The sequence below is a fragment of the Enterobacter sp. N18-03635 genome, assembly GCF_004006055.1.
GTDB classification, from domain to species: domain Bacteria; phylum Pseudomonadota; class Gammaproteobacteria; order Enterobacterales; family Enterobacteriaceae; genus Enterobacter; species Enterobacter vonholyi.
Genome location: NZ_CP034769.1, coordinates 2,851,790 through 2,873,391, shown reverse-complemented (window position 1 = coordinate 2,873,391; position 21,602 = coordinate 2,851,790). Strand labels below are relative to the sequence as shown.

25 protein-coding genes are annotated in these 21,602 nt (G+C 55.1%); 8 read left to right on the top strand and 17 right to left on the bottom strand.

Annotation, left to right across the window (positions count from 1 at the left end):
• Positions 1-152: 152 nt before the first annotated feature.
• The 13 genes from fliR to fliF form a co-directional block, all read right to left on the bottom strand.
• Positions 153-938, bottom strand: coding sequence for a flagellar biosynthetic protein FliR (gene fliR, locus ELK40_RS14465; RefSeq protein WP_008500314.1), 786 nt, complete (start codon positions 936-938; stop codon positions 153-155).
• A gap of 7 nt (positions 939-945) precedes the next feature.
• Positions 946-1,215 carry a flagellar biosynthesis protein FliQ gene (gene fliQ, locus ELK40_RS14460; RefSeq protein WP_008500315.1) on the bottom strand — a complete coding sequence of 90 codons (270 nt, stop codon included), beginning with the start codon at positions 1,213-1,215 and terminating at the stop codon, positions 946-948.
• A 9-nt stretch (positions 1,216-1,224) separates the two neighbouring features.
• Complete coding sequence (gene fliP, locus ELK40_RS14455; RefSeq protein ID WP_023619313.1) at positions 1,225-1,962, bottom strand: flagellar type III secretion system pore protein FliP; 738 nt, start codon at positions 1,960-1,962, stop codon at positions 1,225-1,227.
• Positions 1,962-2,336, bottom strand: a complete 375-nt coding sequence (gene fliO / locus ELK40_RS14450; protein ID WP_127731516.1) for a flagellar biosynthetic protein FliO — start codon at positions 2,334-2,336, stop codon at positions 1,962-1,964. Before fliO ends, fliP begins: the two co-directional genes overlap by 1 nt.
• A 2-nt stretch (positions 2,337-2,338) precedes the next feature.
• Positions 2,339-2,752, bottom strand: a complete 414-nt coding sequence (gene fliN / locus ELK40_RS14445) for a flagellar motor switch protein FliN (RefSeq protein ID WP_008500318.1) — start codon at positions 2,750-2,752, stop codon at positions 2,339-2,341.
• The gene (gene fliM, locus ELK40_RS14440; protein ID WP_008500320.1) at positions 2,749-3,753 is read right to left on the bottom strand and encodes a flagellar motor switch protein FliM; all 1,005 of its coding nucleotides are present in this window, start codon (positions 3,751-3,753) and stop codon (positions 2,749-2,751) included. The genes fliN and fliM overlap by 4 nt, the downstream gene beginning before the upstream one ends.
• Positions 3,754-3,757: 4 nt before the next feature.
• Complete coding sequence (gene fliL / locus ELK40_RS14435) at positions 3,758-4,228, bottom strand: flagellar basal body-associated protein FliL (protein WP_023312306.1); 471 nt, start codon at positions 4,226-4,228, stop codon at positions 3,758-3,760.
• 106 nt (positions 4,229-4,334) lie between these two features.
• Complete coding sequence (fliK, locus tag ELK40_RS14430; RefSeq protein ID WP_127731514.1) at positions 4,335-5,567, bottom strand: flagellar hook length control protein FliK; 1,233 nt, start codon at positions 5,565-5,567, stop codon at positions 4,335-4,337.
• Entirely contained in the window at positions 5,564-6,007 is a 444-nt protein-coding gene (gene fliJ, locus ELK40_RS14425) for a flagellar export protein FliJ (RefSeq protein ID WP_023312304.1), read from the bottom strand. Before fliJ ends, fliK begins: the two co-directional genes overlap by 4 nt.
• A gap of 21 nt (positions 6,008-6,028) precedes the next feature.
• Positions 6,029-7,399, bottom strand: a complete 1,371-nt coding sequence (gene fliI / locus ELK40_RS14420) for a flagellar protein export ATPase FliI (protein ID WP_127731512.1) — start codon at positions 7,397-7,399, stop codon at positions 6,029-6,031.
• Entirely contained in the window at positions 7,399-8,106 is a 708-nt protein-coding gene (gene fliH / locus ELK40_RS14415; protein ID WP_111964865.1) for a flagellar assembly protein FliH, read from the bottom strand. The genes fliI and fliH overlap by 1 nt, the downstream gene beginning before the upstream one ends.
• A complete protein-coding gene (gene fliG, locus ELK40_RS14410; protein WP_059346984.1) occupies positions 8,099-9,097 on the bottom strand; it encodes a flagellar motor switch protein FliG in 999 nt (332 codons plus the stop codon). Before fliG ends, fliH begins: the two co-directional genes overlap by 8 nt.
• Entirely contained in the window at positions 9,090-10,769 is a 1,680-nt protein-coding gene (gene fliF, locus ELK40_RS14405; protein WP_115875726.1) for a flagellar basal-body MS-ring/collar protein FliF, read from the bottom strand. The genes fliG and fliF overlap by 8 nt, the downstream gene beginning before the upstream one ends.
• Positions 10,770-10,997: 228 nt before the next feature.
• On the opposite strand from fliF, the gene fliE reads away from it, so the two are divergent.
• On the top strand, positions 10,998-11,312 hold the full coding sequence (fliE, locus tag ELK40_RS14400; RefSeq protein ID WP_008500329.1) for a flagellar hook-basal body complex protein FliE: 315 nt from the start codon (positions 10,998-11,000) through the stop codon (positions 11,310-11,312).
• A gap of 74 nt (positions 11,313-11,386) precedes the next feature.
• Positions 11,387-11,800: a lipoprotein YedD gene (gene yedD / locus ELK40_RS14395; RefSeq protein ID WP_127732811.1), complete on the top strand. Its 414-nt coding sequence runs from the start codon at positions 11,387-11,389 to the stop codon at positions 11,798-11,800.
• A gap of 102 nt (positions 11,801-11,902) precedes the next feature.
• Here yedD and amyA read toward each other — a convergent pair whose 3' ends face one another.
• The 4 genes from amyA to fliD are packed head-to-tail and all read right to left on the bottom strand — an operon-like array spanning position 11,903 to position 15,673.
• A complete protein-coding gene (gene amyA / locus ELK40_RS14390) occupies positions 11,903-13,390 on the bottom strand; it encodes an alpha-amylase (protein WP_111964881.1) in 1,488 nt (495 codons plus the stop codon).
• Between the two features lie 52 nt (positions 13,391-13,442).
• Positions 13,443-13,817: a flagella biosynthesis regulatory protein FliT gene (gene fliT, locus ELK40_RS14385; RefSeq protein ID WP_033145899.1), complete on the bottom strand. Its 375-nt coding sequence runs from the start codon at positions 13,815-13,817 to the stop codon at positions 13,443-13,445.
• 5 nt (positions 13,818-13,822) lie between these two features.
• On the bottom strand, positions 13,823-14,227 hold the full coding sequence (fliS, locus tag ELK40_RS14380; RefSeq protein ID WP_033145898.1) for a flagellar export chaperone FliS: 405 nt from the start codon (positions 14,225-14,227) through the stop codon (positions 13,823-13,825).
• Positions 14,228-14,248: 21 nt separating this feature from the next.
• Entirely contained in the window at positions 14,249-15,673 is a 1,425-nt protein-coding gene (fliD, locus tag ELK40_RS14375; protein WP_127731510.1) for a flagellar filament capping protein FliD, read from the bottom strand.
• A gap of 401 nt (positions 15,674-16,074) precedes the next feature.
• Here fliD and ELK40_RS14370 point away from each other — a divergent pair, with 401 nt between their 5' ends.
• From ELK40_RS14370 to dcyD, 6 genes are all read left to right on the top strand, one after another.
• Positions 16,075-16,899: a flagellin gene (locus ELK40_RS14370; RefSeq protein WP_111964862.1), complete on the top strand. Its 825-nt coding sequence runs from the start codon at positions 16,075-16,077 to the stop codon at positions 16,897-16,899.
• Positions 16,900-16,961: 62 nt separating this feature from the next.
• On the top strand, positions 16,962-18,167 hold the full coding sequence (gene fliB / locus ELK40_RS14365) for a flagellin lysine-N-methylase (RefSeq protein ID WP_127731508.1): 1,206 nt from the start codon (positions 16,962-16,964) through the stop codon (positions 18,165-18,167).
• Positions 18,168-18,296: 129 nt separating this feature from the next.
• On the top strand, positions 18,297-19,016 hold the full coding sequence (locus tag ELK40_RS14360; RefSeq protein WP_014170714.1) for an RNA polymerase sigma factor FliA: 720 nt from the start codon (positions 18,297-18,299) through the stop codon (positions 19,014-19,016).
• A 54-nt stretch (positions 19,017-19,070) separates the two neighbouring features.
• Positions 19,071-19,622: a flagella biosynthesis regulatory protein FliZ gene (gene fliZ, locus ELK40_RS14355; protein WP_008500339.1), complete on the top strand. Its 552-nt coding sequence runs from the start codon at positions 19,071-19,073 to the stop codon at positions 19,620-19,622.
• Positions 19,623-19,708: 86 nt separating this feature from the next.
• Positions 19,709-20,509 carry a cystine ABC transporter substrate-binding protein gene (gene tcyJ / locus ELK40_RS14350; protein WP_023336163.1) on the top strand — a complete coding sequence of 267 codons (801 nt, stop codon included), beginning with the start codon at positions 19,709-19,711 and terminating at the stop codon, positions 20,507-20,509.
• A 106-nt stretch (positions 20,510-20,615) separates the two neighbouring features.
• On the top strand, positions 20,616-21,602 hold the full coding sequence (gene dcyD / locus ELK40_RS14345; RefSeq protein ID WP_111964859.1) for a D-cysteine desulfhydrase: 987 nt from the start codon (positions 20,616-20,618) through the stop codon (positions 21,600-21,602).

Genomic DNA, 21,602 nt, shown 5'->3' with positions numbered 1-21,602 from the left:
AATTTGCCAGGAATCTTCTTAAAGTAAAGTAAATATTAAGTATTGTGAGGTGGTTAGAAACAATTAAACCGCGTCAGATATATCCTGGAAGATGTTTTTCGCATTTTATTTTAGGAATATCCTCAGAAAGACAATACCAACAGTGAGGGCTATTATTTACGTGGCAGCTCGCTGACAATATCCGCTAACAGGTTGAATATCTCGCCGAATAAATGTTCACAGAAGGGAGCGATCAGTGGCATCAGTAATGACATTAATAAAATTCCGACCGTCAGCGTCAGCGGAAAACCAATGACAAACACCGAAAGCTGCGGCGCCATTCGGTTGAGTAAACCTAAAGCCAGGTTGACGGTCAGCAGCAGGGTGATGATGGGTAACGCCAGCATCAGCCCGTTCAGGAAGATCAGCCCCGCCGCTCGGGTGAGCGCCAGGAAAGCGTTGCTGTTCACCGGGTTTTCGCCAATCGGCAGGGTATGGAACGTGTCCACCAGCATGGAGATTAGCCACAGATGGCCGTTGAACGACAGGAACAGCAGCATGGCGAGCAGATCGATAATGCGCGCCAGAACGGGCATGTTGAGATGACTGCCGGGATCGACAAATGTGGCAAAAGATAACCCCATCTGCAGGCCAATCAGTTCCCCCGCGGTACGCACGGCGGCAAAGGCCAGCTGCATGGTAAAGCCGACGGCGACGCCAATCATAACCTGCTGCAAGGCCACCCACACCGCGTTCGCCGAGAAGATCGGAATATCCACGGGGGGCAGAGAGGGCGCGACGATAATGGAGATAATAATCCCCAGTCCCACCTTGACGCGCTTGGGTATCGATTTCTCGCTGAGAATGGGGGCGGTGGAGATCAGCGCCATGATGCGCAGCATCGGCCAGAAGTAGACGCCGAGCCACTGAACCCACTGGTCGCTGGTGAAGTGCAGCATCGTCAGGTCAGCCGATGATGTACGGCAGGTTGGTAAACAGGTTGCGCATATAGTCCAGCAACAGGTTCAGCATCCACGGCCCGGCTACGATGATCGCCACGAACACGGCGATGATTTTCGGGATGAATGACAGCGTCATTTCGTTTATCTGGGTGGCGGCCTGCAGAATACTGATAATCAGACCGGTAACCAGCGCGACAAGCAGCAGCGGCGCGGCAACGGCAATCGCGATTTTCATCGCCTCCGTGCCCATCATCATGACCGATTCGGGTGTCATTGCCGTTCCTTAACTGTAGAAACTCTGCGCCAGCGAGCTGACCAGCAGCTGCCAGCCGTCGACCAGTACAAAGAGCATGATCTTAAACGGCAGGGCAATGGTCGCGGGCGGCACCATCATCATCCCGAGCGCCATCAGGACGCTGGCGATCACGAGATCGATAATCAGGAACGGAATAAAAATGGTAAAGCCAATCTGGAACGCGGTTTTCAGCTCGCTGGTGACATAGGCGGGCAGCAGAATACGCATTGGCACCGCTTCCGGTCCTTGCAGCTCACCGGTGTTGGACAGGCGGGCGAAAAGGGCCAGGTCGGCTTCGCGCGTCTGGCGCAGCATAAATTCCCGCAGCGGCTGTGCGCCTTTATCGAGCGCCTCCTGCATGGAGATTTTGTCTTCGCTGAACGGCTGATAGGCGTCGGTATAAATCTTATCGATCACCGGCGACATAATGAAAAAGGTCAAAAACAGCGCCAGCCCGAGCAGAACCTGGTTTGGCGGAGCGGAAGGGGTGCCCAGCGCGTTTCGCAGCAGACCGAAAACGATGATGATGCGGGTGAAGCTGGTCATCATCAGCAGGATGGCCGGAATAAACGTCAGCGAGGTGATGAACACCAGCGTCTGAACGGGAAGTGACCAGCTTTGTCCGCCGCCCGCGAGAGGGGTTGAGACCAGACCGGGCAGCTGTGCATAGACCGCGGGAGCAAACAGGGCAACGCCCGCAAGCGTCAGGGATAACAAACGGCGCATCAGGATCTCCCGGAACGCTTAAGCAAACTCTTCATGACGGACTGAAAATCCGCAGGGGCCTCTGCGCGCTCGTCCACCACAACAGGGGCGGGCGGCAGCTTGTGTAATACGCTGATGTTTGAGGCCGTTACGCCCAGAACCAGACGCGCATCTTCCACCTCGACGATGACCACGCGTTCGCGTGGACCCAGGGTGGTGCTGGCGCTGACCTTCAGGCCGCGGGCACCGGCGGTTTTACCCGCCAGGCCAAAGCGTTTTGCCAGCCAGGCGGCGATAAGAATAAAGGCAATAATACCGAACAACGCCCCGCTCACCTGGAGCAGAGGTGAGCCGGGAACGGCAGAAGGCTGTGATATTGTTGCCTGGGTTTTCATGCTTAACGGCTCAGACGACGCATACGTTCAGACGGGGTAATGATGTCGGTGATGCGCACGCCGTATTTATCGGCAACCACTACGACTTCACCCTGGGCAATCAGATAGCCGTTGATCAGGATATCCAGCGGCTCACCGGCCAGACCGTCAAGGGCCACCACGGAACCCTGCGTCAGGCGCAGCAGCTCTTTAATGGTCATACGGGTGCGTCCCAGCTCAACGGTCAGCTTAACCGGGATATCCATGATCAGGTCGATGTCCTGCAGCGTGCCGCTGACGTCACCGCCGCCGAGCTGCTGGAATACGGCATCCGCTGCGCTTTTGGCCGGGGTCGCTTTTTGCTCGTTTAACGCGTCAGCCCACAGATCGTCCAGTGCTCCGCTGTTTTCATCGGACGGATTGTTCATGTCACTCATTTGGGCTGTTCCTCATTCAGCGAATTCAAAATCGGGTTGATCAAGTGCTCAACGCGTAACGCATACTGACCGTTAATCGTGCCGTACTGGCTTGTCAGCACGGGGACACCATCCACATGGGCAATAATGCGGTCGGGTTTTTCTATCGGCAAAACATCGCCGGGTTGTAATTTCAGGATCTGAGATAACCGCAGCGGGATATCGGCGAAGCTCGCCACCAGTTCAAGCTGCGAATGCTGGACCTGGCGGACCAGGTTTTCACGCCAGTTCTGGTCTTCGTTGCGGGAGTTCTCCAGCGGCGGGTTAACCAGCAGCTCGCGCAGCGGTTCGATCATACTGAACGGCAGGCAGATGTTGAACTCGCCGGTCAGGTTACCGATCTCCACGTGGAACGGCGTGTTAACAACGATATCGTTCGGGGAGGTGGTGATATTGGTAAATTTCACCTGCATCTCAGAACGGACGTACTCCACTTCCAGCGGGTTAATCGCTTTCCACGCGTCGCTGTATGATTCCAGCGCCAGCTTCAGCATGCGGTTAATAACGCGCTGTTCGGTGTGGGTGAATTCACGACCTTCTACTTTGGTCGGGAAACGCCCGTCGCCGCCGAACAGGTTATCCACCGCGATGAACACCAGGCTTGGCGAAAACACCACCAGACCGGTGCCGCGCAGCGGCTTCAGATGAATCAGGTTAAGGTTGGTTGGCACCGGCAGGTTGCGGGCAAACTCATGGTACGGCTGAATGCGGATCGCACCGACCGTAATATCCGGGCTACGACGCAGCAGGTTAAACAGCCCCATACGGAACTGACGTGCAAAACGTTCGTTAATGATCTCCAGCGCCTGCAGACGTTCACGTACCACGCGACGCTGGGTATTCGGGTCATAGGGACGAATATCGCTATCGCCGCCAATACCCGGTTGCGGATCATCACTTTTATCGCTGTCGCCGTTGAGCAGCGCATCGATTTCTGCCTGAGAAAGAATACTGTCGCCCATGTCGTTACCGCAGAATGAATGCTGTATACAGAACGTCAGTGACTTCCTGCTTAGGTTGGCCGTTTACCAGCGGGGTCGCCAGCGTTTGTTTAATAGCGTCGACCAGCTTTTGCTTACCCACATCGGTGGCCAGCGCCGAAGCGTCCTGACGAGAGAACAGCAGCAACAGACGGCTACGCACTTCAGGAAGGTAATCGTTCAGACGTGAACGGGTGGCTTCATCTTTCAGGCGCAGCGTAATGCCAACGTAAAGCACGCGATCCGCATCACCGAGATTGACGGTGAAGGTATCCAGCGGGAAGAACACTGGAGCCGGCGGAGGAGGTGCTTCAGCTTTGGCCGCAGCGGTGGTCGGTTCCTGCTGCATACGCCAGTAACTATAGCCCGCGGTAGCGCAGGCGGCGAGCGTGATCAACACCAGCAGCGGGATCCAGATGGAACGCTTACTTTTTTTGGTGATAGCGGAGTCAGTCATCTGATACGAGCTTCCTGTTTCGGTACAGCTTAATAAGGTGATTATCCCGTGTCCTGCTGTCGTCAAAGCGTGGAAAAGACGGGGATAATCACGCTACCTCTGGCGTTTAGGCGAAGATGTCTACGGCACTGTTACCGCGCGCTGCGGACTGCAGGGCGGAAGGAACAGGCAGCAACTCATCGCTCTCTTCATTAAAACCGCCGGTATTGCCGGAACGCGAAGCCTGGTGCTGCTGCTGGGATGAGGACTGCTGCTGCCCGGCGAAGCTCTCGCTGCTGACGCTGCTCTGTGCAAGCTGAATGCCGTTTTCCGCCAGTGAGGTCCGCAGTACCGGCAGCGCGGCTTCCAGCGCCGCACGAACATGGCTGTGCGCTGAGACCATCTGTAACTGCGCCTGGTTATCATCCAGCTTAAGCGAAATTTGCACCTGACCCAGATCTTCCGGGTGCAGGCGCAGCTCTGCCGTCTGCTGGCCCTGCTTAGTGAACAGGGTGATGTGCTGGCTCAGAGACTGCTGCCACTCGTGGGTTCCCAGAGGCTGGCTTAACACCGGCGCGGTGGCAATGGTAGCGGCCGTCTGGCTGGTCGTATGGCTGGACATAATCGGTGCCAGGGTGGCCGTTGGTGATGATGAGGAGGACGAACTGGCGAGCTCCTGCTTCTCTGCTGCTGCGGCCACGGCCGGTGTAGCAGGCACGTTGCCCGACAGAGCGGGTTCGTTGGTTTTCGCCTGGCTCTGATAAGGCGTAGAACTCTGCGCTTTATCGTGGCTTCCCGCGGACGCGTTCAGGGACGGCTGGCCCACGCCGTTTTGCGAAAGCGTCGCGGAACTCAGCGTTGAGGTGGCGGAAACGCCCTCACTGCCTGCCGCGCGAGAGGCGGTAGTTTGCTGGTGAGGCAGCATCGCCATCAGGGCGCTTAATCCGGCCAGTTCTTCTTCGCTCAGCTCGCTTTTACCGTCATCTTTGCTGTTCGCCGCATTGAGCGTCTTCAGCGCGTCGCCCTTAGACAGCGGCACCAGCCCCGAAACCAGCGTATCAAGCGACGTGACGGGCGACGTATCATCGCCATTCAGCGCCGTCTGGCGCGAGAGCAGGTCGGCAATTTTGGCCTGCAGGGTGGTATCACCTTTTGCGTCCTGGGCCACTTTTGACAGTTTACTGCCGGCGGCTTTCAGGTCAGCCAGGGTCAGCGGCGCATCTTTGCCCTTGCCCGTTGCGTCCGACAGGGCGCCCGCCAGCAGAGAGAGAAAGTCCTGAGCACCGTCGGTGCCTTTCCCTGTTTGCGTGCCGCCTGACAGGTCGCTGTCGCTCATCAGCAGTTGTTGCAGTGTGATCATTCCGGTTTCCTCATTGATGCGCGCTGGGCAAACTCATCCATTTTCTTCTGATCCAGACGGTTTTCCGCCAGGGTCGTTGCCGCGATCTGTCGGTCCTGTAAAGTCTGCCAGGCCTGCAGCCGCTGCTTCTTCTCGCGCCAGAAATTCAGCGCGGTATCGACTTTCTGGGTCCACTGGTTAAGCTGCTGGCGATGCTGATCTATCGCCTTCTCCAGCGTCTGGATAAACTGCTGATAGTTAATCCAGCGCTGGCTTCCAATGCCCTGTGTCATATCGGTATTGAGGTTGGTGCGATATTCATGCTGATAGTCGATTAACATTTTCAACTGTTCTTCAGCCTGCTGGCACCCGCGTCGCATTGCGCCAAGCTGCAATGCGGCATCATCAACTTCTTTTTCAGCCAGATCTTTCAGCGTTGATAACGCGCTGTTTTGCGCCATGACCTTCGCCCTCCACCTGTGTTACACCTGCGGGAAAATCAGCTCCAGTGCCTGAATTGAATCTTCCCAGTCGGCGCGTTCAAAAATGCCTTGTTGCAAAAATGCTTCCAGCTGCGGCCACAGGCTAATCGCCTTGTCGAGCATCGGGTCGCTGCCTTTGGCATACGCCCCCACGCTGACCAGATCGCGGTTGCGCTGGAAGCTGGAAAGCAGTTGTTTGAAGTTACGCACGCGAGCGTAGTGCTTCTCGGTAATCAGCGCCGTCATTGCGCGGCTGATAGAGGCTTCAATATCTATCGCCGGATAGTGCCCGGCTTCGGCCAGACGACGCGACAGCACAATGTGACCGTCAAGGATCGCGCGCGCGGAGTCGGCAATCGGGTCCTGCTGATCATCGCCTTCCGTCAGAACCGTGTAGAACGCGGTGATGGAGCCGCCGCCGCTGATGCCGTTCCCCGCGCGTTCCACCAGCGTAGGAAGTTTGGCGAATACCGAAGGCGGGTAGCCTTTGGTTGCCGGTGGCTCACCGATGGCCAGCGCGATTTCACGCTGCGCCATCGCGTAACGGGTCAGGGAATCCATGATCAGCAGCACGTGCTTGCCGCGGTCACGAAAATCTTCGGCGATGCGGGTGGCGTACGCGGCACCCTGCATACGCAGCAGCGGCGACACGTCCGCCGGCGCGGCGATTACCACCGAGCGGGCACGGCCTTCCGCACCCAGAATGTTTTCAATAAAGTCTTTTACTTCACGACCGCGTTCGCCAATCAGCCCCACGACGATCACATCGGCCTGGGTATAGCGCGCCATCATGCCGAGCAGAACGGATTTACCCACGCCAGACCCGGCGAACAGGCCCATACGTTGTCCACGTCCCACGGTGAGCAGGGCGTTAATCGGGCGCACGCCGGTGTCAAGCACATGCTCGATAGGGGTACGCTGCAGGGGGTTGAACGGTTGGGTGATCAGCGCACCGGTTTCGGTGGTGTCCGGGGAGGGCAGGCCGTCGAGCGGTTTACCGCTGCCGTCCAGCACGCGGCCCAGCAGGGCAGGGCCAAGCGGCAGCTGTTTCCCACTTTGCAGCCCATCGCCAGAAATGTTTTTGGCATAGACGCGCGCGCCGGGCAGAATGCCTTCCACCTCTTCAAGCGGCATCAGGAACAGGCGCTGGCCGTTAAACCCGACCACTTCGCTTTCAACTTCGCGCGTTTCCAGACCATCCTGACGCTCAATCACGCAGGTCGCACCCAGCGGCAGCTGGAGGCCGGTGGCTTCGAGAACCAGCCCGGTGGCGCGCGTGAGTCGTCCATAACGACGAACAGATGGCAGTTGCGCCATCTTCGTCTCAAAGTTGTCGAGCGTGGTGAGCCAGCGGGTGAGGCGAGCGGTCATTAGACGACTCCCGGTGCCGCCAGGCGGCACAGTTCCTGCCAGCGGGTAGCAACGCTGGCATCCAGGTCGCCTTCATCGGCAGAGACTTTGCAGCCGCCATGATGTAACGACGGGTCACCGCGCAGACGCCAGCCGTGCAGGTTTAGCGTCGCGCCCAGGCTCTCTTCCACGCGCTGCAGATCGTCCGGATGGACGCGCAGCTGAGGTTTCCCGCTGAACAGCGGCTCCTGCTGAAGCAGACCCTGAATTTGTTTGATAAGTGCGGTGTTATCCACCACGGGCGTCTGGCCGATCACCTGACGCGCGGCTTCCAGCGCCATCTGCATCAGTCGTGAGGCAATCACGCTGTCCAGCGCGTCAAGAGTGTGCTGGAACTCGCTGACCAGCTGCTGCATGCGGGCATGGATCGGCGCCTGCTGCTGGCGCGCCTGATCGATACCGTGCTCTAACCCTTTCGCCAGACCTTCCTGATATCCCTGCTCGTGGCCTTTCTGCCGGCCTTCGTTCAGACCGGCATTGTAACCCTGCTCGTGCGCCTGCATTTGCAGCTGAGCCAGCATTTGAGCTTGCTGCTCTTCTTCGCTCAGCTCGGGCTGCTCGACGTCCGGGTCAAGCTCCTCGGTCGGTATCACGGCTGGCGTGAACTCGGAGAGGGGAGGTGCCAGATCGTCCGGCGTCCAGCGTTTCCACGGCAGCTCATTAGACATAGGTGTCGTCTCCGCTGCCAATCACCATCTCGCCGGTTTCCGCCAGACGACGAACAATAAGCAGAATGGCTTTCTGTTCGTTTTCCACCTGAGAAAGACGAACCGGGCCGCGGTTGGCAAGGTCGTCGCGCAGGATATCGGCCGCGCGCTGAGACATGTTGCGCAGGAACTTCTCGCGCAGCGGCTGCTCGGCGCCTTTGAGGGCGATAAGCAGCGACTCGGAATCCACTTCCTGTAGCAGGCGCTGGATGCTGCGATCGTCCACTTCGACGAGGTTTTCGAACAGGAACATCTCGTCGATGATTTTCTGTGCCAGCTCGCCGTCGAATTCGCGAACCGCCGTAATGACGGCCTCTTCCTGCTGCGTTTTCATCAGGTTGATGATTTCCGCCGCCGTTCTCACGCCGCCCATTTTGCTGCGCTTGAGGTTCTGGCCGTCGAGCAGGTTGTTCAGCACCTCGGTCAGCTCCGCCAGCGCGGCCGGCTGGACGCCGCCGAAGGTGGCGATACGCAGCATCACATCGTGACGCAGACGCTCTTCGAACAGCGCCAGAATATCGGCCGCCTGACCACGTTTGAGGTGGACAAGGATGGTGGCGATAATCTGCGGGTGCTCGTCGCGAATAAGGTCGGCGGCACTCTGCGGTTCCATAAAGTTGAGCGTTTCGATACCGCTGGCGGTATCGCGGGTTTCCAGAATGTCTTCCAGCAGGCTGGAGGCACGCTCTTCGCCCAGCGCCTTGACCAGCACGGAACGGAGGTAGTCGTTGGCGTTGACGTTCAGCGCGGCAAACTGTTCGGCTTCCTGTTCAAACTCTGCCAGCACTTCGGTCAGCTGCTTGTTGGAGATCTGACGCACGTTGGCCATGGCCGCACTGAGAATTTGCACTTCTCGCTGGGAGAGGTGTTTAAACACCTCTGCCGCACGATCTTCGCCAATGGTCATCAGCAGGATGACGCTTTTATCGGTGCCCGTAAGCGTATTACTCATGTTCGTTACCCATCCACTGGCGGATGACCAGCGCCACGACGCGCGGATCGTTATCTGACATTTCGCGAATGCGCTGGCTCATGACCTCAGCGCCCATGCGCTGGTTAGCACGACGCTGCTGCATCTGTTCATCTTTGCTGAGGCGCACTTCAACTGCTTCTTCCGTTTCCTGACGCGCATTCATCTGCTCGCGAGCCGCTTTTTCGGCTTCAGCACGGCGCTGGAGCTGCGGACGAACGCCCTTACGCCACAGCAGCCACGCGACAATCAGCACCAGCAGCCAGCGTCCTGCGGACATCAGCTGATCGATAAACGCCTGCTGTTGCCAGAACGGCAGTTCGCCGCCGGTCTCATCAACCGAGTTGAACGGTGAGTTCACCACGTTGAGGGTATCGCCGCGCTTCTCGGAGTAACCCATCGCTTCACGGGTCAGGTTTTCAATCTGCTTCATCTGCTCGGCGGTCAACGGCAACGGTTTGCCATCCGCCAGCGTTTTGTAGTTCACCACTACCGCAACGGAAAGACGCTGAATATCGCCCACGTTCAGTTTAGTGTGGCGAATCGTTCTATCCACTTCGTAGTTCGTGGTTTCATTACGGCTGGTGTTTCGTGGGCCGCTGTTATTCGCCGTTGAGGTGGTCTGCTGGTTAGTCTGCTGACCGTTCTGCTGATTGGCCGGCGGCGTAGTGATCGGCGCCGCGTTAGCCGGGGCAGGCTGGTTAGACAGCGCGCCCGGCACGCCGCCCGGGTTTGCACCGCCAATCTGCTCGCTGGTGTTGATCTGGCGCGAACGCATCACCGCCTGAGCCGCATCGCCGTTCGGGCTGTATTGTTCTTCAGTTTGTTCTTTATTCGCGAAGTCGATCTGGGCGGTTACCTGCGCGTGCACGTTACTGTTGCCCACTACCGGGCCCAGGATCGCTTCGATACGACGCTGGAGACGGCTTTCGACATCGGCGGCATATTTCAGCTGCGCGTCATTCAGATCGCGACCGGCGGTATTGGATTGCGTCAGCAGGTGACCGCTCTGGTCAACCAGCGTCACGTTACCCGGCGGCAGACCGGCCACGGCGCTGGAGACGAGGTGCGTCACCGCGCTGATTTGCCCTTCGTCCAGCGCACGGCCGGGTTCGAGGTTCACGGTCACGGAAGCCGAAGGTGATTTCTGTTCGCGGACAAATAAGGAAGGCTTAGGCATCGCCAGATGCACGCGGGCACTCTTCACCGGGCCTAATGTTTCAATGGTGCGGGCCAGTTCACCTTCCAGCGCACGCTGGTAGTTCACCTGCTCGCTGAACTGGCTGATACCGAATTTTTCCTGATCCAGCAGCTCAAAGCCCACCGCGCCGCCTTTCGGCAGACCCTGCTGAGCCAGACGCAGACGCAGTTCGTGCACCTTATCTGCCGGTACCTCAAGCGCACCGCCATTATCGGCAAAGCGATAAGGGATGTTCATCTGGGTAAGCTGGGTGACGATGGCGCCGCCATCCTGATCGGAAAGATTGCTGTAGAGCGTCCGGTAATCAGGGCTTTTCGCCCACAGGACCATCGCTACAAGGATCGCAATTGCGGCAGCGCCTGCCACGATCAACGGGATTTTAGGATTCGCGCGAAGGCGGTTCATCCACTCGAGTGATTTATTCTGCGGCGCTGTCGATGCTGTTGCACTCATTGCGCACCTCTTAAATCCTGGTGGTTTACGTTATTCGTGTAGAGAAACAAAACTGACTCCCGGGTCGGCAAACACGACAAAAGTTCCATATTGATGGCCCTGCCATTATTTGATGATTCGTGATTTTCTATGCGTCAAATAACCTGGTTTTTTCATGCTATTTACCGCCATTATCTTATTGACAAGCTGTTAGTCTTGACCGCGTAAAAAACCATCCAGGGGAGAGTCATGGCTATACAGGGCATTGAAGGGGTAATCAGTCAGCTGCAGGCAACGGCAATGACGGCCCGTAATCAGAATGTGGCAGATCAGCAGCCGAGCATCAGCTTCGCAGGGCAACTGCATGCCGCTCTTGACCGTATCAGTGATACCCAGACCGCTGCGCGCACTCAGGCCGAGAAGTTCACCCTCGGCGAGCCGGGCGTGGCGTTGAATGATGTGATGACCGATTTGCAAAAAGCCTCGGTTTCCCTGCAGATGGGGATCCAGGTGCGTAATAAGCTGGTGTCGGCCTATCAGGAAGTGATGGGGATGCAGGTTTAAGACCTGTCGATCTCCGCTGGCAGCCGCAGCGCTTTAATGCCACAATATTTTTTTCTTCGAATGCAGGAAAGATGATGAAAAAAATAGCAATTGCTGGCGCGCTGCTGGCACTGACCGGGTGCGTTCAGGTCGATAATTATAAAGACGTGATCAAGCACCCTGTCCCGGCGCACCTGGCGGGATACTGGCAGTCGAAAGGGCCGCAGAGCAACATGGTCAGTCCGAAGGCGATTGCCACGCTGGTGGTGACGGAGGAGGGCGATACGCTGGACTGCCGTCAGTGGCAGCGCGTGATTGCCGTGCCGGGTAAAATCATGCTGCGTTCAGACAGTTATTACAACGTGACGCGTAAGCTGGATATCTATCCGCTGGAGCGCGATGGCTCGACGCTTGAGTACGACGGGCTGGAGCTGCAGAAGGTCGATGGCCCAACGGTTGAGTGTGCCGATTACCTGAGCAAGAATCCGCTGGAGAGTAAACTGCCCTAAGGGTAAAAGCAAAACGGCAACCTCGTTGCCGTTTTTGGTTTTTACGCCCTCTCCCTGTGGGAGAGGAACGGGGTGAGGGCATCAGGCCGCACGTTTCCCGTTCTACAGCGCTTCCTCTATTACCCACACGCTCACGCTTCCGCCTTTGCATGTAAACGTCCCTTCGCCATCCGCCGCCGTGGTGATGGTTTCTTCGCGATTGCCGAGAAAATCCCGCCACGTTTTGTTGCCGTAGTTTTCCCCAAGACAAATCACTTTTTCACCGTCGTCCCCGTTCGACATCACCACCACGCAGCCGGGATCGTCTTCCGTACCGCTGCGGCTGAAGGCGATGCAGTTTGGATGGTCGAAAAACAGCGTTTGCACGCCGTGGGCAAAACGCTGGCGCGCGAGAATCAGCTCGTGAAGCTGCTCAATGACCGGCATATCAATATGGTACGTTTCACCGTCACCTCCCGCGTCGTCATAGCTGGCGCCGAAGAGATCCGGATAAAAGACGCTCGGCACGCCATTTTCCCGCAGCAGGATCAGCGCGTAAGCCAGTGGCTTAAACCAGGCTTCGACCGGCGCTTCCAGCGCCTGCAAAGGCTGGGTGTCATGGTTCGCGACGAGGGTGACCGCATGAAACGGATCGGCTTCTACCAGGGTACCGGTGAAGATTTGGCTCATGTCATAATCCCGACCCTGACGTGACGCCTCGTGGAATTTCATCTGCAGGGGGGCATCAAACAGCATGGTTTTGCCTTCGACCTGGTCAATATAGGCCTGAAGTTTATCCACCTCATGGGACCAGTACTCCGCCACGATAAACAGCGGCTGGTCGGCAACTTCCTGGACGTGCTCAATCCATTCTTTGTAGAACCAGGCGGGAATATGCTTGACGGCGTCCAGACGAAAACCGTCGCAGCCCGTCTGTTCCATGACCCAGCGGGCCCAGTATTTGATCTCCTCGGTCACGGCGTGATTGCGAAAGTCGATATTTTCGCCCATCAGATAATCGAAGTTACCCATCTCATCATCAACCTGATCGTTCCAGCCTTCGCCGGTGTAGTCGTTGACGATTTTAAAGATGCCGTCCTCATCGGGGTTTTCAATGTGGTCGACGCCGCTGAAGCATTTGTAGTCCCAGATAAACTGTGAATACTGCCCGGCGCGGGCAGGGAAGGTGTAGCGGGTCCAGGCTTCGCACTCGATGACCTCGTCATCAATTTGCGTGCGGTCCTGCTCGTTCACGCGCTGAACGCGCACGGGCTCTTTTTCATCGGCGCCCATTTTGTGGTTGACCACCACGTCCAGCAGCACGGCAATGTCGTTGCTCTTGAGGGCATCAATGGCTTCCAGCAGCTGTGCTTTGTCGCCATATTTCGTGGCGATACTGCCTTTCTGGTCAAACTCGCCAAGATCGAACAGGTCATAGGTGTCATAGCCGACAGAATACCCGCCGGATGCCCCTTTACAGGCGGGCGGCAGCCAGATCATGTTGATGCCGATTTCGTTAAGATTGGGAGCTAACGCCGTGACCTCTCGCCACAATTCACCGCCAGCAGGGTAGTACCAGTGAAAACATTGTAACAGGGTGGGGTTTTTCATCATCCTTGCTCCAGAAGCCAGTTGGCAGACTTCTGGAGTATGGATGAAGAAATCATAGTTGTGTGTCGCGGGTCAAACTTTCTGGATAAAGAATATTCCCGGACAGCTTTCCATAGGTAGACGTGATGGATTGCTGTTTACCGGTTTGATCAATCAGATTACGCAGTTCGTCCATCCGGACTTTCAGCAGAGCCTTTAGCGCATTCTCATTTTCAAGGATCATTTCCAGCAGCGCACGCGCTTGCTCAACCTGAGCCGGAGGGCATGACATGATGGGTGTTTGCGAAATTTTTTCCACCAGTTGAACGTAATGCATTTCCTGCTCGATAAGCGCATCCCATTGACCAGAATGTGCGAGATTGAGCATAGCAATGCTCTGAGCATGTAACGCCTGCCAGTGGCTAAGCGCTGCGCTGGGATTATTCATCAAAATTATCCTGAAATAGAGGACGCATTGGGGCCGATTTGCTTCCACGCATCCGCAATGTTGTTTAATAAACCCTCGACTTCAACAATTGCGTCTACGTCGTTACTGACATTCGCCAGCAACAAACGTCGAACCATATATTCGTACAAGGAGGCAAGATTACCGGACAACTCGCTCTCAACCTCCATGTTCAGTCCTGCTTTTAAACCGTTGTCGATGATGTTGATGGCTTTCGTTAACGCTTCGCCTTTCTCACGAATTTGTCCGGCTTCCATGAACAAACGCGCGCGAACAAGGGCGCTATGCGCCCCGTCGAATAACATGACAATCAGCTGGTGTGGACTGGCATTCATGACTGCGCTTTCGACTCCTATCTGCTGATAGGATTGAACACCAGAGGTCTTATACATATCCACTCCTGAAGGCTACGACTACTTTTGTGAGAACTGTTGGGTCAGGTAGTTGGCTGTACTGGTCATTTTGGTGACTAATACGTCCAGACTGGTGAACTGGGTTTTGTAACGCGCCATGGTGGCATCAATAGTGGCTTCCATAGCATCGTAACGCTCACCCAGCGTTTTTAGCGTTTTGTTGATCCCGTCTTTCGCGTTCTGGATCACCCCGGCGCTACCGGTACTGGTGCTGAGCATGGTGGTCAGCGTGTTGTTCATCTGGGTGGCCATACCGGTTTTCTTTCCGTCACCGACAAAATACTGCTGTACGGCGTTCGGGTTATCGGTCAGCGCTTTTTTCAGCTTATCGGTATCGACTTTCAGGTTACCGACGGTACCGTCAGAACCTTTTACCGGGTCCTGGGTAATCCCCAGCTGGGCCATGATCTGTACCGAGCCGCTCTGCACTTCGGTCAGCAGGCCGCGCAGCTGAGACTGGATCCCGCGCACGTTCGCATCACCAACAAGTGCCCCGTTGCTGGCTGACTGGCTGCCGGAGCCAGCATCAACCGGAACATATTTCGTCAGGCTGTTAATGGTGGACTGCAGCGAGTTATACGCCGTGACCCAGTCCGTGATCGCTTTCTGGTTAGCATCCGTTGCGCGAGTCACCTCTAATGTTTCATCTGCCTTGCTTTCTGCTTTCAGCGAGAAAGTCACGCCAGGCAGGGCATCGGTAATGGTATTCGACTGGCGCTCGATGGAGATGTTGTTCACTACCACAATCGCGTTCTGCGCGTCGGTGTTCACCGTCAGCGCGCCCGTTTTGGTGGTTGAGTCGTAGCCAATGGCGCTTTGCAGCTTGGCGTCGCCAGTGACGCTTACCGTCATCGCACCATCCGTACCGGTGGTTTTAGATGACAGCATCAGGCGGTAATCACCGTCTTTCGCTTTAATGACGCTGGCGGTGACGTTGCCGTTCGCTTTATTAATGGCGCTCGCGATCCCGGCCAGAGACGTATCGCCATCCGCCAGGGTGACCTCTAAAGGCGTTTTCGTGCCCGGCTGGGTGATGGTGATTTTACGCGTTGTACCTGTCGTATCGCCCAGCAGATCCGTGTTGTTTGCATAGGAGCCGGTAGTGAGTGCCTGTGCCTTGGCAACCTGGTTGACGTTTACAACAAAGGAACCGACAGATGCGTCAGCCGTTGTCGTGGCGGTAAAGGCCGTATTGGTACTGCTAACGGACGTTGAGTTCCAGGTGGTTGCTTTACCCAGCGCAGCGGTCGCGGTCTGCAGCGATGTCATGGCGCTCTGCAGCTTGCCGTAAGCGCTTAACTGCGCGTTATACGTTGATTGCTGGGAAGTAATCGTCGTCAGCTTGGTTCTTTCTGCTGCATCCAACTGATTATATAAATCCCCGAGTCCTGCAGAACCTATCCCGAGGTTACTGATAGTAGCCATGCATATTTTCCTTAAAATACGAAAGTAGTTCAGGACTCTTATCGGCCTCTCAACGTAAAAGTTTACGATGGTGAGAAAAAAATAATCCAAAGAATAGACGCGTCCTGGCGGGGTAAATGAAAGGATTGCACTTTAGGATCATTATCTGCGCTTTGAAAACACGAATAAGTGTGTGCCTTTTTAGTCATCTCTTTGCGCGTTAAAAAAGCATAAATAATAACGCTCTGTTGGACCTTAATTGATTTTTTAAAAATAAATCTGTTAATAATCAGCTGGTTGTAATTTTTTCAAAATTGATTCTAAAGTCTTTTGGGGACCCGTCGATAACCTTGTTGACGGTGAGAGACGCTGTGAGTGTTAGGCACCGGACCTAAAACCCAATTTTTGAAGGAAAGAAAATTATGGCAGTTATCAATACTAACCTGTTGTCCCTGACCACTCAGAACAACCTGAACAAATCTCAGTCTTCTCTGGGCACTGCTATCGAGCGTCTGTCTTCCGGTCTGCGTATTAACAGCGCGAAAGACGATGCTGCTGGCCAGGCGATTGCAAACCGCATGACCGCTCAGATCAAAGGTATGAACCAGGCAGCACGTAACGCCAACGACGGTATCTCCATGGCGCAGACTGCTGAAGGCTCTCTGAACGAAATCAACAACAACCTGCAGCGCGTTCGTGAACTGGCTGTTCAGGCAAGCAACGGCACCAACAGCACCTCTGACCTGGCTTCTCTGCAGGATGAAGTTACCGCTCGTCTGGCTGAAATCAACCGCGTTGCGGGCAAAACTGACTTCAACGGCATCAAACTGCTGGACGGCACTGCTGGTACTGCTGGCGTAGTTAAAATTCAGGTTGGCGTTAACGACGGCGACACCATCGATCTGGACCTGAGCGGTGCTAAAGCTGACACCACCACTCTGGGCGTGAACGCTATCGACCTGAAAACTATGACCGCTACCGACCTGGGCACCATCGACGCAGCTATCGCTAAAGTTGATAAAGCACGTTCTGGCCTGGGTGCTGTGCAGAACCGTTTCACTTCTGCAATCAACAACCTGAACAACACTTCTAACAACCTGTCTGCTGCTCAGTCCCGTATCCAGGACGCTGACTACGCAACTGAAGTTTCCAACATGTCCCGCGCGCAGATCCTGCAGCAGGCTGGTACTTCTGTTCTGTCTCAGGCAAACCAGGTTCCACAGACCGTTCTGTCTCTGCTGCGTTAATTTTACGCGTGAAACCCCGCTTCGGCGGGGTTTTTTTATCTCTGCTATTTGAGAATCCGCCTGTGAAACAAATCAGTGTCACTCAACCAAAGCTGGTCGCAGATTTTTCATGTGTCGGTGGGGAATGCCGTGAACATTGTTGTCAGGGCTGGACCATCGCGTTTGATAAATCCTCCGTTAATCGCTATCTGAACAGTAAAAATGCCGCTATTCGTCAGACGGCGAAAACGGCGATAAAAGTCACCAAAAAAAACTATGACCACTGGGGTGAAGTGATTTTCCATACGGAAAGTAAAAACTGCCCGTTTATGGATACGGAAAAACTCTGTTCTGTTCATGGCGCCATGGGCGTCCAGGCCTTAAGCCCAACCTGTTCGACATTTCCACGGACAAGCCGGGTCTATAAAAATGAAATCGAAAAATCGCTGAACCTGTCGTGTCCGGAAGTGACCCGACTTCTGTTGAACGATCGGGAGTCTATGTCGTTGATGGAATCTGTCATTGTTCAGCAGGACGTCAATAATGCGCCGATGATTGATTTGAAGGCCAAGGTCATCAATCTCTTCTGCCAGAATATTTTTAGCGTTGAGGGCGTCAGCGTTGAAGAACAGGTTTACGCCGTAGTGAAATTCCTCATGGTGGCGGAAAAGCTCGATAATATCGCAGAGAATATCGGCACGCTCGAAACGGTCTATTTCTCACTGGTTAACGAACTGGTGAGCGGTAAAATCAAAACGGAATTAAGCGGCTTTAATCAGAACTATAGCCTGAAGTTCGCGTTAATTTCGCTCATCCAGAGCTACTTCACGAAGAAAGTAACAGCCCGCGGCGGTGAGGTATTAAACCGTTATTTTACCCAGCTTTATCAACAATTTGAGTCTGCGGGTGACACCGTGCCGGCAGAGAAGGTCATGGAAAACATCGAGTCCGTCTGGCGCGATGTGGCGGGCAGTTATCTGGCGACCAATGACCATTTATTCAAGAACTTTTTTAAATACAAACTGTGGGAGCAGGGCTTCCCGCAGAACAACGGCCGCAGCATGTTGAATAACCTTTATTTAATCGTTGCGGAGTTCTATTTCCTTAAAACGTTACTTGCCGGTCAGGCACTCGTGGCGGGGAAAATTGAACAAGATAATATCATTGATGTTATTTACAGCTTCCACTCCCTTAGCCAGCATAATCAGGAAGCAGGAAAGCTCTTTCATCAACATATAGATAGCGTCAAACTGGGCGACGATCTTTCATTGTTACAACTGTTAATTTAGGCAGAAAAGTTGCCCCTGTTGTGGGCAACCTCAGAATAACCTCACTTTATCCCCCTTTTTCATCCAATTGAACGCCCTGCAGAATCGGATAATCATGCCGATAACTCAACTAACGCAGGGCTGTTTATCGTGAATTCACTCTATACCGCTGAAGGTGTAATGGATAAACACTCGCTGTGGCAGCGTTATGTCCCGCTGGTGCGTCACGAAGCATTGCGCCTCCAGGTGCGCTTGCCGGCGAGCGTGGAACTCGACGATCTGCTACAGGCGGGCGGTATCGGGTTATTGAATGCAGTTGACCGATACGACGCTCTGCAAGGAACGGCATTTACGACTTACGCAGTTCAGCGTATTCGTGGTGCGATGCTGGACGAGCTGCGCAGCCGCGACTGGGTGCCGCGCAGTGTTCGCCGCAACGCGCGCGAAGTGGCGCATGCGATGGGGCAGCTGGAACAGGAACTGGGACGTAACGCAACGGAAACCGAAGTGGCGGAACGTCTTGGGATTGCTGTTGAAGAGTATCGTCAGATGTTGCTCGATACCAATAATAGCCAACTCTTCTCTTATGATGAGTGGCGCGAAGAGCATGGCGATAGCATCGAGCTGGTGACGGACGAGCACCAGCAGGAGAACCCGTTACACCATTTAATGGAAGGGAATTTACGCCAGCGCGTCATGGAGGCTATTGAAGCTCTGCCTGAACGCGAACAGCTGGTATTGACCCTTTATTACCAGGAAGAGCTTAACCTCAAAGAGATTGGCGCTGTTCTGGAGGTGGGAGAGTCGCGGGTGAGCCAGCTGCACAGCCAGGCCATTAAACGCTTACGAACCAAGCTGGGTAAGTTATAGGTGATTGATTCACCTTAAAAATGCCGCACAACGTATTGACAACCAGGAGTTATCATGACGGTGCAGCAATCTAAAAGACGGCCTTTAAGCCGCTACCTGAAAGACTTTAAACACAGCCAGACGCATTGCGCCCACTGTAACAAGTTACTCGATCGTATCACGCTGGTTCGCCGGGGCGAAATCGTCAATAAGATTGCGATTTCGCGTCTCGACACGTTGATGGACGAAGCAGCATGGCTCGAAGAGCAAAAAGAGTGGGTGGCGCTTTGCCGTTTCTGTGGGGATCTCCACTGCAAAGAGCAAAGCGACTTCTTCGATATTATCGGCTTCAAGCAGTTCCTGTTTGAACAAACGGAGATGAGCCACGGCACCGTTCGCGAATATGTCGTTCGCCTGCGCCGCCTTGGGCAACATCTGACCGTAAACAATATTTCTCGCGATCTGCTGAAAACCGGTTATCTGGATGAAAATCTGGAGCCGTGGCTGCCTGCGACCAGCACCAACAACTACCGAATTGCGCTGCGCAAGTATGCGCAATACAAGGTACAAATGCCGGGTGCCATAAAGCAGAAAGCCCACGCCGGAACAACTTCTGATATATATTAAAAAAGAATAAGATGTAGCGCAGTCGCCTTTGACGTTGCAGGCGATTTCTCTACACTACGTAAAAATTCCACTATATCGGGGTATTTATGAAATTTGCACTTCTGGGTCGTCAGGCGCTGATGGGTGTTATGGCCGTTGCGCTGGTTGCGGGCATGAGCGTGAAAACGTTCGCCGCAGAAAACCTGCTGAATAAAGTAAAAGAGCGCGGTACGCTGCTGGTCGGGCTGGAAGGAACCTATCCTCCGTTCAGCTTCCAGGGCGATGACGGTAAGCTGACCGGTTTTGAAGTGGAGTTTGCTGAAGAGCTGGCGAAGCACCTCGGCGTGAAAGCGTCCCTGAAACCGACCAAGTGGGACGGTATGCTGGCGTCGCTGGATTCCAAACGTATTGATGTGGTGATCAATCAGGTGACCATTTCTGACGAGCGTAAGAAGAAATATGACTTCTCTACCCCGTACACCGTGTCCGGTATTCAGGCGCTGGTGAAGAAAGGCAACGAAGGCGGAATTAAAACTGCCGCGGACCTGAAAGGGAAGAAAGTCGGTGTTGGTCTGGGTACTAACTATGAAGAGTGGCTGCGCCAGAACGTGCAGGGCGTTGATATCCGCACCTATGATGATGACCCGACGAAATACCAGGATCTGCGCGTGGGCCGTATCGACGCCATTCTGGTTGACCGCCTGGCCGCGCTGGATCTGGTGAAGAAAACCAACAATACCCTGGCGGTAGCGGGTGATGCGTTCTCTCGTCAGGAATCAGGCGTTGCCGTTCGTAAAGGTAACGAAGACCTGGTTAAAGCGATTGATTCAGCGATTGCTGACATGCAAAAAGACGGTAGCCTGAAAGCGCTCTCCGAGAAGTGGTTCGGTGCAGACGTCACGAAATAAGTTTCTGCCGTAAAAAAAGGCGCTTTTAAAAGCGCCTTTTTTATTTCTTTCGCGTCTGCGTGCATAATGAAAAATATCACATTTTGTCAGAGTTACCGGAGAACCCATGTCACTACAGAATTTAACGCGCTTTCCCCGCCTGGAGTTCATCGGCGCGCCGACGCCGCTGGAGTACCTGCCGCGATTTTCTGATTATTTAGGGCGCGATATTTTTATTAAGCGTGATGACGTGACGCCGATGGCGATGGGGGGCAACAAGCTGCGCAAGCTGGAGTTTCTGGCTGCTGACGCCCTGCGCGAAGGCGCGGATACGCTCATTACCGCCGGGGCCATCCAGTCCAACCACGTTCGCCAGACGGCGGCCGTGGCGGCAAAGCTTGGGCTCCACTGCGTGGCATTGCTGGAAAACCCGATTGGCACGCGGGCAGAAAACTATCTCACCAACGGTAACCGCCTGCTGCTGGATCTGTTTAATGTGCAGGTCGAAATGGTGGATGCGTTGACCGATCCGGCCGCCCAGCTCGACGAGCTGGCGACGCGTCTGGAAGCGCAGGGGTTCCGCCCCTACGTTATTCCCGTCGGCGGTTCGAACGCGCTGGGCGCGCTGGGGTATGTGGAAAGTGCGCTGGAAATTGCGCAGCAGTGCGAGGGCGCAGTGAGCCTCTCCTCCGTGGTTGTCGCGTCCGGAAGCGCGGGCACGCATGCCGGGCTGGCGGTGGGGCTCGAACAACTGCTGCCGGACGTCGAGCTTATCGGGGTGACGGTGTCCCGCAGCGTAGCGGATCAGAAGCCAAAAGTGGTTACGTTACAGCAGGCGGTCGCAGAGCAGCTGGAGCTGAAGGCAAAGGCCGATATTCTGCTCTGGGATGACTATTTTGCGCCGGGTTACGGTACGCCTAACGAAGAGGGCATGGAAGCGGTGAAGCTGCTGGCGCGCCTCGAGGGGATATTACTCGATCCGGTCTATACCGGCAAAGCGATGGCCGGACTGATTGACGGCATTGCGCAGAAACGCTTTAAGGATGAAGGGCCGATTTTATTTGTCCATACCGGCGGGGCGCCTGCGCTGTTTGCCTACCATCCTCATGTCTAA

Bases quoted from the DNA above. Each gene is read 5' to 3' on its own strand.
- fliR (WP_008500314.1), bottom strand. From the start codon at position 938: ATGCTGCACTTCACCAGCGACCAGTGGGTTCAGTGGCTCGGCGTCTAC.
- fliQ (WP_008500315.1), bottom strand. From the start codon at position 1,215: ATGACACCCGAATCGGTCATGATGATGGGCACGGAGGCGATGAAAATC.
- fliP (WP_023619313.1), bottom strand. From the start codon at position 1,962: ATGCGCCGTTTGTTATCCCTGACGCTTGCGGGCGTTGCCCTGTTTGCT.
- fliO (WP_127731516.1), bottom strand. From the start codon at position 2,336: ATGAAAACCCAGGCAACAATATCACAGCCTTCTGCCGTTCCCGGCTCA.
- fliN (WP_008500318.1), bottom strand. From the start codon at position 2,752: ATGAGTGACATGAACAATCCGTCCGATGAAAACAGCGGAGCACTGGAC.
- fliM (WP_008500320.1), bottom strand. From the start codon at position 3,753: ATGGGCGACAGTATTCTTTCTCAGGCAGAAATCGATGCGCTGCTCAAC.
- fliL (WP_023312306.1), bottom strand. From the start codon at position 4,228: ATGACTGACTCCGCTATCACCAAAAAAAGTAAGCGTTCCATCTGGATC.
- fliK (WP_127731514.1), bottom strand. From the start codon at position 5,567: ATGATCACACTGCAACAACTGCTGATGAGCGACAGCGACCTGTCAGGC.
- fliJ (WP_023312304.1), bottom strand. From the start codon at position 6,007: ATGGCGCAAAACAGCGCGTTATCAACGCTGAAAGATCTGGCTGAAAAA.
- fliI (WP_127731512.1), bottom strand. From the start codon at position 7,399: ATGACCGCTCGCCTCACCCGCTGGCTCACCACGCTCGACAACTTTGAG.
- fliH (WP_111964865.1), bottom strand. From the start codon at position 8,106: ATGTCTAATGAGCTGCCGTGGAAACGCTGGACGCCGGACGATCTGGCA.
- fliG (WP_059346984.1), bottom strand. From the start codon at position 9,097: ATGAGTAATACGCTTACGGGCACCGATAAAAGCGTCATCCTGCTGATG.
- fliF (WP_115875726.1), bottom strand. From the start codon at position 10,769: ATGAGTGCAACAGCATCGACAGCGCCGCAGAATAAATCACTCGAGTGG.
- fliE (WP_008500329.1), top strand. From the start codon at position 10,998: ATGGCTATACAGGGCATTGAAGGGGTAATCAGTCAGCTGCAGGCAACG.
- yedD (WP_127732811.1), top strand. From the start codon at position 11,387: ATGAAAAAAATAGCAATTGCTGGCGCGCTGCTGGCACTGACCGGGTGC.
- amyA (WP_111964881.1), bottom strand. From the start codon at position 13,390: ATGAAAAACCCCACCCTGTTACAATGTTTTCACTGGTACTACCCTGCT.
- fliT (WP_033145899.1), bottom strand. From the start codon at position 13,817: ATGAATAATCCCAGCGCAGCGCTTAGCCACTGGCAGGCGTTACATGCT.
- fliS (WP_033145898.1), bottom strand. From the start codon at position 14,227: ATGTATAAGACCTCTGGTGTTCAATCCTATCAGCAGATAGGAGTCGAA.
- fliD (WP_127731510.1), bottom strand. From the start codon at position 15,673: ATGGCTACTATCAGTAACCTCGGGATAGGTTCTGCAGGACTCGGGGAT.
- ELK40_RS14370 (WP_111964862.1), top strand. From the start codon at position 16,075: ATGGCAGTTATCAATACTAACCTGTTGTCCCTGACCACTCAGAACAAC.
- fliZ (WP_008500339.1), top strand. From the start codon at position 19,071: ATGACGGTGCAGCAATCTAAAAGACGGCCTTTAAGCCGCTACCTGAAA.
- tcyJ (WP_023336163.1), top strand. From the start codon at position 19,709: ATGAAATTTGCACTTCTGGGTCGTCAGGCGCTGATGGGTGTTATGGCC.
- dcyD (WP_111964859.1), top strand. From the start codon at position 20,616: ATGTCACTACAGAATTTAACGCGCTTTCCCCGCCTGGAGTTCATCGGC.